Annotated in this window: 9 protein-coding genes and 1 pseudogene; all 10 read left to right on the forward strand. The window is 68.0% G+C overall.

The features are described 5' to 3' along the window. Nucleotides 1-124 precede the first annotated feature (124 nt). Complete coding sequence (locus ACFVJ3_RS45165; protein WP_378458258.1) at nt 125-1,384, forward strand: PTS transporter subunit EIIC; 1,260 nt, start codon at nt 125-127, stop codon at nt 1,382-1,384. Then, complete coding sequence (locus tag ACFVJ3_RS45170) at nt 1,381-1,656, forward strand: HPr family phosphocarrier protein (protein WP_378458259.1); 276 nt, start codon at nt 1,381-1,383, stop codon at nt 1,654-1,656. The genes ACFVJ3_RS45165 and ACFVJ3_RS45170 overlap by 4 nt, the downstream gene beginning before the upstream one ends. After that, nucleotides 1,656-3,335 carry a phosphoenolpyruvate--protein phosphotransferase gene (gene ptsP / locus ACFVJ3_RS45175; protein WP_378458260.1) on the forward strand — a complete coding sequence of 560 codons (1,680 nt, stop codon included), beginning with the start codon at nt 1,656-1,658 and terminating at the stop codon, nt 3,333-3,335. The genes ACFVJ3_RS45170 and ptsP overlap by 1 nt, the downstream gene beginning before the upstream one ends. Further along, complete coding sequence (locus ACFVJ3_RS45180; RefSeq protein ID WP_378458261.1) at nt 3,332-4,516, forward strand: N-acetylglucosamine-6-phosphate deacetylase; 1,185 nt, start codon at nt 3,332-3,334, stop codon at nt 4,514-4,516. The genes ptsP and ACFVJ3_RS45180 overlap by 4 nt, the downstream gene beginning before the upstream one ends. Then, the gene (gene nagB / locus ACFVJ3_RS45185) at nt 4,504-5,283 is read left to right on the forward strand and encodes a glucosamine-6-phosphate deaminase (RefSeq protein WP_378458262.1); all 780 of its coding nucleotides are present in this window, start codon (nt 4,504-4,506) and stop codon (nt 5,281-5,283) included. The genes ACFVJ3_RS45180 and nagB overlap by 13 nt, the downstream gene beginning before the upstream one ends. Next, nucleotides 5,284-5,997, forward strand: coding sequence for a copper homeostasis protein CutC (locus ACFVJ3_RS45190; protein ID WP_378458263.1), 714 nt, complete (start codon nt 5,284-5,286; stop codon nt 5,995-5,997). Nucleotides 5,998-6,076: 79 nt separating this feature from the next. After that, nucleotides 6,077-7,392 (forward strand): annotated as a pseudogene (locus ACFVJ3_RS45195) (HNH endonuclease). A gap of 36 nt (nt 7,393-7,428) precedes the next feature. Further along, the gene (locus ACFVJ3_RS45200; protein ID WP_378458264.1) at nt 7,429-7,920 is read left to right on the forward strand and encodes a pyridoxamine 5'-phosphate oxidase family protein; all 492 of its coding nucleotides are present in this window, start codon (nt 7,429-7,431) and stop codon (nt 7,918-7,920) included. A gap of 238 nt (nt 7,921-8,158) precedes the next feature. Next, nucleotides 8,159-9,661 (forward strand): CoA-acylating methylmalonate-semialdehyde dehydrogenase, encoded by a 1,503-nt coding sequence (locus ACFVJ3_RS45205; RefSeq protein WP_378458265.1) that lies wholly within the window; start codon nt 8,159-8,161, stop codon nt 9,659-9,661. A gap of 10 nt (nt 9,662-9,671) precedes the next feature. Then, on the forward strand, nt 9,672-9,766 hold a 95-nt coding region (locus ACFVJ3_RS45210; protein ID WP_378458268.1), incomplete at its 3' end, for an acyl-CoA dehydrogenase family protein.

Below are 9,766 nucleotides of genomic sequence, written 5' to 3' on the forward strand. Positions count from 1 at the left end.
CAGTACCCGTTGGGGGTGCTGGTCCACAATAGTTTTCCCGAAGCCGGACGACGCGCTTGCCGCCGCCGGATTCGGGACTCACCAGACGCCGATTCGGCGACCGAAGCGCACAGAGAAGGCCGATATGACTGTCGTAGACAGCCCGAAAAAGGAATCAGCGGTGTTTGCCGGGTTACAGCGCCTCGGGCGCAGCCTGATGCTGCCGATCGCGGTACTTCCCGCGGCCGGCATCTTGCTGCGACTCGGCCAGGACGACCTCCTCGGCCGGTTCGACTCGATGCACACCGCCGCGTCCGTCATCTCCGCAGCCGGCCAGGCAGTGTTCACCTGGCTGCCCCTCATCTTCGCGGTGGGCATCGCCATCGGATGGGCCAAGAAGGCCGACGGTTCCACCGCCCTGGCCGCAGTGGTCGGGTACATGGTCATCAACGGCGTGTTCGAGGCCATGTCGCCGGTCGTCCTCGAAGGCAAGACCGATCCGAACGGCGACCAGGCGCTGATCAACTACGGTGTGCTCGCCGGCATCGTGATGGGTCTGCTGTCCGCGATTCTGTGGCAGCGGTTCTACCGCACCAAACTGCCCGACTACCTCGGATTCTTCAACGGGCGCAGGCTCGTTCCCATTCTCACCGCCGTCACCGGTCTCGTCGTCGGTGTCCTCATGGCGTTCCTGTACCCGGCGTTCAATTCCGCGCTGACGTGGGTGGGCGAGACTGTCGCCGAGAACTCCGTCGTCGGTGGCGGCGTCTACGGCATGGCCAACCGCCTGCTCATCCCGACCGGACTGCATCACATCCTGAACTCCACCGTGTGGTTCCTCGTCGGTGACTACCAGAACGCCAGCGGTGAAATGGTCCGTGGCGACCTCAACCGGTTCTTCGCCGGCGACCCGAGCGCAGGCATCTTCATGACCGGCTTCTTCCCGATCATGATGTTCGCCCTTCCCGCTGCCGCACTGGCGATCTGGCGCAACGCCCGGCCGTCGCAGAAGAAGGTCGTGGGTGGCATCATGCTCTCCACCGCGCTGACGGCGTTCCTCACCGGCATCACCGAGCCCCTCGAATTCGCGTTCATGTTCGTCGCCTGGCCGCTGTACCTGATCCACGCGTTCCTCACCGGCACCTCGATGGCGCTCGTCAACGCGCTCGGCATCCACGACGGATTCACGTTCTCCGCAGGCTTCTTCGACTACGTGCTCAACTTCGGCAAGGCCACCAACGCGTGGATGCTGATCCCCATCGGGCTCGGGTACGCGGTGATCTATTACGTCCTGTTCAGCTTCGTCATCAAGAAGTGGAACCTGCGCACTCCCGGTCGGGAGGACGACGCGGAAACGAACGCCGACACGGAAACGAACGCCGACACGGAAAAGGCAGGTCAGTGAGCATGGCTACACGAACGGTCCTCATCGGTTCGAAGGTCGGACTGCACGCCCGCCCCGCTGCGAAATTCACCCAGGCCGCCGCGGCGGTACCGGTCGCAGTGCAGATCGCGGTCGGCGAGTCCGCGCCGGTGGACGCAGGCAGCATGCTCGCGGTCATGACCCTCGGCGCCGAATTCGGTACCGAGGTGACGATCACTGCGGAAGGGGAGGGCAGCGATGAGGCCCTCGACCGCCTTGCCGACCTGCTCGCCTCCGACCTCGACGCCGCCTGATGTCGACGGCTACGGAACAGGTTGTGCACGGCCTCGGGGTGAGTCCGGGGCTGGTCTGCGCACCCTGGCTCGCGTTCGGGACACCGGTCGCGACGTCGGCCGAAGACCCTGTCGGCGCATCGGTCACGGCGGAGTTCGCCCGTGTGCGGGATGCCCTCGCGACCGTGTCCGGCGACCTCGAAGCGCGCGCCGCGCAGGTGGACGGCGTCGCGTCCGAGATCCTGCTCGTGTCGGCGGCCATGGCCCGCGACCCGGGGATCGTGTCCGCCGCCGAGGAGAACCTTCGCGCCGGCATGCCGACGGCACACGCGGTGAGCGTCGCGTTCGACGGCTACTGCGCCAAGCTCGAGGCCCTTGGTGGGTACCTGGCCGAGCGCGTCGCGGACCTGCGTGACCTCGGGCATCGTGCGGTGGCGGTGCTGCTGGGAGTGCCGATGCCCGGCATCCCCGATCCCGGGTACCCGTTCGTTCTCGTCGCCCGGGACCTGTCGCCCGCGGACACCGCGGTGCTCGGCGGCAGCGACGTGGTCGGCCTGCTCACCGCGGAGGGCGGGCCGACGAGTCACACTGCGATCCTGGCGAAATCGCTCGGCCTCCCCGCGATCGTGAACTGCGTCGACCTCGACCGGTTGGTCGAGGGAAGGCCGGTGGTGCTCGACGGGACGACCGGCGAGATCGTCGTCGACCCCAGCGACCTCCGGCAGGCAGAGGTGGCCGAGCAGGTCGCCGAGGCGCGAGTGCGGGTCGCGGGTTCACGGGGACCGGGTCTCACCCGGGACGGCGCACCCGTCGGGCTGCTCGTCAACATCGGCACCGTCGACGACGCCACGCGTGCCGCCACCGCCGATTCGGAGGGCGTCGGGCTGTTCCGCACCGAGTTCCTGTACCTCGGTAGGCAGATCGCGCCCACGCTCGACGAACAGATCGCCACCTACACCTTGGTGTTGGAGCAGTTCGCGGGACGCAAGGTGGTGGTCCGGACACTCGACAGCGGTTCCGACAAACCACTGCCGTTCCTCGACCTCGGCGCGGAGGAGAACCCGGCACTCGGCGTGCGGGGGCTGCGGGTCGGCACCGTCTACCCGGACGTCCTGGCCACCCAGTTGGAGGCGCTCGGCGCCGCCGCGGCCGCCACCGGCGCGGACCTGTGGGTGATGGCGCCGATGGTCGCGACTGCGGAGGAGGCGGAGGGCTTCGCCAAGCTCGCCCGCTCGCGCGGTATCGCCAAGGTCGGGGCGATGATCGAGATCCCCTCGGCAGCGCTGCGCGCCCGCGATCTGCTCGAGCACGTCGACTTCGTCAGTATCGGGACCAACGACCTGAGTCAGTACACGTGTGCCGCGGACCGGATGGCAGGCAGTCTCGCAGCACTGCTCGACCCGTGGCAGCCCGCGGTCCTGGACCTGATCGGCCTGGTCGGTGTGGCCGGAGCGGAGGCAGGCGCACCCGTCGGTGTCTGCGGGGAGGCTGCGTCCGATCCCGCGCTGGCGCCGGTGCTGGTGGGGCTGGGCGTCACCAGCCTGTCCATGGTGGTCCCGTCGCTGGGTGCCGTGCGTGCCCGTCTGGCCGCCACCGACCTCGACCTGTGCCGGGAGATGGCGGTCGCCGCGCGCGGCGCACGGTCCCCGCAGGCCGCACGATCGGCGGTCGCAGCTCTCGCGCCCGGGGCGCGTCGATGATCCTGCGGGGCAAGGTCGTCGTGGAGGACGGCGTCATCGCCGACGGTGTGGTGATCACCGACGGCGACCGGATCTCCTGGGTCGGCTCCGCGGCGCAGTACCGCGGACAGGTGCCGCTGCCGGAACCGACTTCGTCGATACTGTTGCCGGGCCTGATCGACCTGCACTGCCACGGCGGCGCCGGTGCGGGTTTTCCCAACGCCGACGCCGACGGGGCGAGGCGGGCCGCGGATCATCACCGCGAACACGGCACCACCGGACTGCTCGGCAGCCTCGTCTCGGCAGGGGAACAGGACCTGCTCCGGCAGGCCGGAATTCTCGCCGATCTGGTGGAACGAGGTGAGCTCCTCGGGATCCACCTGGAGGGTCCGTTCATTTCCGGTGCCCGGTGCGGTGCGCAGGATCCCGCGTCCGTGGTGCCGGGCGATCCCGGCCTGTTCGAGCGGATCTGCGACGCCGCGCGCGGCACCGTTCGGTCGATGACGCTCGCGCCGGAGACCGCGCACTTCGGCGAACTCTTCGCCGCGATGCGCCGGCGTGACGTGCTTCCCAGCCTCGGCCACACCGACACCGACGCGGCGACCACGTCCGCGAGGATCGCCGACGCCGCCGGCGGTCCACTGACCGCCACACACCTGTTCAACGCGATGCCGCCGCTGCACCACCGCGCGCCGGGGCCGGTGGCGGCGTTCCTGGCCGCGGCCGGTCGCGGAGACATAGTCGTCGAATTGATCGCGGACGGAGTGCATCTCGCGCCCGAAACCGTGTCGATGGTGTTCGACACCGTCGGTCCCGACCAGATCGTCCTCGTCAGTGACGCCATGGCCGCCGCCGGTGTCACGGACGGCGACTACCAGCTCGGGCCCCTGGACGTGCGCGTCTCGCACGGTGTCGCCCGGCTCGCGACCACCGACGGGTCCGAGGGGGCCATCGCGGGCGGCACCGCACGGCTGCTGGACGTCGTGCGCACCGCCGTCGTCGACAGTGGCATCGGACTCGTCGACGCCGTCGCTTCCGCCACCAGGACTCCGGCCCGGCTGCTCGGCCTGGAGTCCGAACGCGGCACCCTCGCCCCCGGCCGCCGCGCCGATATCGTCGTGACCGATCACCAACTGCGCCCCCGCGGCGTGTTCGTCGGCGGAATGCCCGCCGAAACGGAAGGACTCGCATGGAAATCGTAATCCGGCAGACGACGTCGGAGGTCAGCTCGACCGTCGCGGACATCGTCGAAGGGTACGTGCGACGCGGTCCGACGACGCTGGGCCTCGCCACCGGGTCGTCCCCGCTCGGCAGTTACCGGGAACTCGCACGCAGGCACCGTGAGTCCGGACTGGATTTCTCGGGCGCACGGGCCTTCCTGCTGGACGAGTACGTCGGGCTTCCGAAAAGCCATGACCAGTCGTACTTCTCGGTGATCCGCTCGGAGTTCGTCGACCACGTGAACCTCGACCCCCATCGCGTGCTCAGCCCGAACGGCGAATCGCCCGACATCGCCGAGGAAGGTGCGCGGTACGACGCGGCCATCGCCGAGGCGGGCGGCGTCGACGTGCAGCTTCTCGGCATCGGGACCGACGGCCACATCGGCTTCAACGAGCCGGGCTCCGCGCTGACCTCCCGCACCCGCGTCAAGACCCTCACCGAGCAGACCCGCCTCGACAACGCGCGGTTCTTCGACAGCGTCGACGACGTCCCGCACCACGTCCTCACCCAGGGTCTGGGCACCATCAGCGACGCCCGGCACCTGGTGATGATCGCGTTCGGCAAGGGGAAGGCCGAGGCGATCGCCGCCGCCGCGGAGGGGCCCCTGTCGGCCTTCTGCCCGGCGTCGGTGATGCAACTGCACCGGCACGTGACCGTCGTGATCGACGAAGCCGCGGCGAGCAAGCTGCAACTCGCCGACTACTACCGGTATGCGCTGGAACACAAGCCTTCCTGGCAGTCGTTCTAGATGACACCCGTACTCGAATTGGCGGTCCAGGACGTCGCGGGCGCCCGAATCGCACGACGCGCCGGAGCGGTGCGCGTCGAGTTGTGCACCGCACTCGGCGCGACCGGCGGGTTGACACCGAGCATCGGCATGATCGAAGCGGTCGCGGCCCAGGGGATCGCGGTGCACCCGCTGATCCGTTGCCGGCCCGGCGGATTCGTCTACGACGCCGACGAGATCGCGGTCATGGCCCGCGACGTCCGGGCCTCGGTGAGTGCCGGAGCATCAGGGGTCGTCGTCGGCGCACTCACGCCCGACATGTCCGTCGACCGAGATGCTCTGCGCCGCCTGCTCGACGGCATCGACCCCTACGCGGTGGAGGTGACGTTCCATCGTGCGATGGACGTCGTCGACGACAGGGCGACCGCCGTCGATGCACTAGCGCGGTCGGGCGTCATCCGGGTTCTCACCTCGGGCGGAGCGCCGCGCTGCATCGACGGCCTCGAGGCTCTGTCCGGCATGGTCGCCCACGCGCACGGCCGGATCCAAGTGATGGCAGGTGGCGGGATCCGTGTCGAGGACATCGCCGCGGTCGCAGGCACCGGCGTCGATGCCGTGCACCTCTCCGCCCGCCGCACCGTCGCCGACAGCGGCGGTCCCGGCGGCGGGTCCGGCGGCTACGACGCCGTCGACGAAAACCTCGCCCTGGCCGCCGCGGCGGCGCTGGGGCCGTGATTCCATCGGCTATTGCCGGTGGGGCAGTTCGGCTGCTAGAATCGAACAAAGTTTCGAATGACCTTGGGGGAGGTTGGTTGTGGGGGCAATACTGCTCGAGGATTTACGCGCATTCACGGCGCGGTTGCAATGTGCCGAGGCGGCGAGTGGCGATGCGGGATTGGGCGTCGATCTGCTCGATGCGATCGAGACGTTGAAGTCGGTCGGGTGTGCGGTGCAGGCGGTGATCACTGACGACGTGGCGACGAGCATCCGAGAAGATCGTAAAGCCCGGAGGCTTCCGCGATCCGAGTGGGGTCGCGGTATTGGGTCGCAGATTGCGTTGGCGCGCAGGGAGTCTCCGAACCGTGGCGGTCGACATCTGGGTTTCGCACAGGCGTTGGTGCACGAAATGCCACACACCCTGGAATTGTTGCGGTCGGGTCGGTTGAACGAATGGCGCGCGACGTTGTTGGTGCGGGAAACGGCATGTTTGTCGGCGGTCGATCGGGGAATCGTCGACCGCCGGTTGTGCTCGGACCCGGCCACTCTCGACGGGGTCGGCGACCGCGGTCTGATCGCGAAGGCGAAGGCGTTGGCGGTTGAACTCGATGCGGCCGCGGTCGTGGCGCGGCACCGCAAGGCGGTGTCGGAGCGCCGGGTGACGACGCCTCCCCCGCCGGATTCGATGGCCTATCTGAGTGTGCTGATGCCGGTCGAACAAGCCGTGAGCCTGCAGGCGACCCTGGGCCGGGACGCGGACAGTCTGATCGCGACCGGGAACAGCGGCAGCCGTACCCGCAATCAGCTGATGGTGGACTTGTTGTTCGCACGCGGCACCGGAGCCGAAGTGGCGTCGGGGGTGCCGGTGACGGTGAATCTTGTGCTCTCGGACGAAACGCTGTTGGCCGGCGGGCACGAGGCGGCGCAGCTGCAGGGTTTCGGGCCGGTGCCGGCGGGGATTGCGCGGCAACTGGTTGCCGACGCCATAGATGCCGACACCGAGACGTCGTTGCAGCGCATCTACGCATGCCCGCAGTCGGGGTCGTTGACGGCGATGGAATCGCAGTCCCGCACGTTCCCGAAAAGCCTGAGAAAGCTGATCGACCTCAGGGATCAAACGTGCCGCACCCCGTGGTGCGATGCGCCTGTCCGGCATCACGATCACATCCGCTCCCGCCGGCGGCGTGGTGCCACGACGGCGCACAACGGGTCCGGGCTCTGTGAGGCGTGCAATTACGCGAAAGAAGGCGACGGTTGGACGGCCCGCCTGCGTACAACCCCGGCCGCACCCACCTCCTCGACCTGGGCACCCCGACCGGGCACCACTACCGATCTGCGGCGCCGCCGCGCCCGGCAGCCGCACGACAGTCGGAAGTCGAGGCGGTACTGATCGCACAATTGCGTGCGTCTTGACCCGGCGGCCATGCGGATCGTCGTAGGGTCGTGTGCATGGCCAGCTGGAATGAGTTCGCCGAAGCTGCTCCGCGGATCGCCGCTATCTTCTCCCGCAGGCACGCGGCGACCGGAAACCTCTGCATGCTCGGCACGCTTCGTTCCGACGGATTTCCGCGGATCAGCCCGGTCGAGCCGAGATTCTTCGAGAACCAGTTGTGGATCGCCGGAATGCCGAACACCACGAAGTTCCGGGATCTGGCTCGCGACCCACGCTTCTGCCTGCACACGGCGACCGTCGACACCGAGGTCAAGGAGGGCGACGCGAAACTGTGGGGTGTCGTCGACGACGTCCAGGACAAGGCCCTGCATCAGCGTTTCGCGCAGGCACTGTTCGACGATTCCGGGTTCGACATCCGGGGGCAGGAGTTCGATCACTGCTACCGAGCCGACCTGGTCGGCGGCTCGGCGGTGGAGGTCGGCGACGGCCACATGGACATCACGATTTGGAAACCGGGCGAGCCCGAGCACGTCGTGCGAAAGCATTGACTGGGGCCATTCCTTCTGCCACCGGGCGGCTTTGGATTCGTACACCGCCCGCGGGGCGAGGGCGGGATTCGGGCGCAGGATTATCGGGTGGTCCGGAGGATGCGGAGGAAGTTCCTCTCCTCGGGAGAGTGGGCTGTATGACCCGATCGTACGGTCTGGACATACATGGACATCCAACTATAGGATGGGCTACATATTCGGAACTCCCTCATCATCGAGTAAGAAACGGGTCCGCACAATGGTTCAAGAGCTATCCCACTTCGTCGGCGGCAAGCGCGTCCCCGGTGCCTCCAACAAGTTCGGCGACGTCTACGACCCCAACACCGGTGAGGTGCAGGCGCGTGTGCCTCTCGCCGACAAGGCCGAGACCGAGGCGATCATCGCGAACGCGGTGGAGGCTCAGCGGGAATGGGCGCTGTTCAACCCGCAGAAGCGGGCCCGCGTCCTGATGAAGTTCCTCCAGCTCGCGCAGGAGGAGATGGATTCGCTGGCGCGCCTCCTGTCGTCCGAGCACGGCAAGACGGTCCCCGACGCGAAGGGTGACATCCAGCGCGGCCTCGAGGTCATCGAGTTCGCCCTCGGCGCCCCGCACCTGCTCAAGGGCGAGTACACGGAATCCGCCGGAACCGGCATCGACGTGTACTCGATGCGTCAGCCGCTCGGCGTCGTCGCCGGCATCACGCCCTTCAACTTCCCGGCCATGATCCCGCTGTGGAAGGCCGGTCCCGCGCTGGCCGCCGGAAACGCGTTCATCCTCAAGCCGTCCGAGCGCGACCCGTCGGTGCCGCTGCGTCTGGCCGAGCTGTTCCTCGAGGCCGGTCTGCCTGCAGGCGTGTTCAACGTGGTCAACGGTGACAAGGAAGTGGTGGACGTTCTGCTCACCGACGACCGCGTCAAGGCTGTCGGGTTCGTCGGCTCCACGCCCATTGCGCAGTACATCTACGAGACCGCCGCGGCCCACGGCAAGCGCGCGCAGTGCTTCGGTGGCGCGAAGAACCACGCGATCATCATGCCCGACGCCGACCTCGACGAGGTGGCCGACGCCCTCATCGGTGCTGGTTACGGCTCCGCGGGTGAGCGGTGCATGGCCATTTCCGTCGCGGTCCCGGTGGGCGAGGAGACGGCGGATGCGCTCGTCGCCAAGCTGACCGAACGGGTCGGCAAGCTCACGATCGGCCGCAGCGACGACGAGTCCGCCGACTTCGGTCCGCTGGTCAGCAAAGACGCCCTCGAGCGTGTGAACAACTACATCCAGATCGGCATCGACGAGGGTGCGGAGGCCGTGATCGACGGCCGCGGCTTCACCCTCGAGGGCCACGAGAACGGCTTCTTCGCCGGCGCGACCCTGTTCGACAAGGTCACCACCGACATGCGCGTCTACAAGGAAGAGATCTTCGGACCCGTCCTGCTCGTCGCCCGTGCCGCGGACTACGAGGAAGCACTCCGCCTGCCGACCGAGCACGAGTACGGCAACGGCGTCGCGATCTTCACCCGCGACGGCGACACCGCCCGCGACTTCACGAACCGCGTGAACGTCGGCATGGTCGGCGTCAACGTGCCGATCCCCGTGCCGATCGCGTACCACACGTTCGGCGGCTGGAAGCGCTCCGGCTTCGGCGACCTGAACCAGCATGGTCCCGACTCCTTCCGCTTCTACACCAAGACCAAGACCGTGACGCAGCGTTGGCCCTCAGGCAAGAAGGAAGAGACGAACCATTTCGTCATCCCCACCATGAACTGAACGGAACTCCATGTTCACCTTGACCGATGACGAGCGGGCGATCAGCGACACCGCCCGCGACTTCGCGGCCGAGCATCTCGCGCCGCACGCCGTGGAGTGGGATCA

The organism is Rhodococcus sp. NPDC127593 (assembly GCF_042671975.1).
Taxonomy (GTDB): domain Bacteria; phylum Actinomycetota; class Actinomycetes; order Mycobacteriales; family Mycobacteriaceae; genus Rhodococcus_F.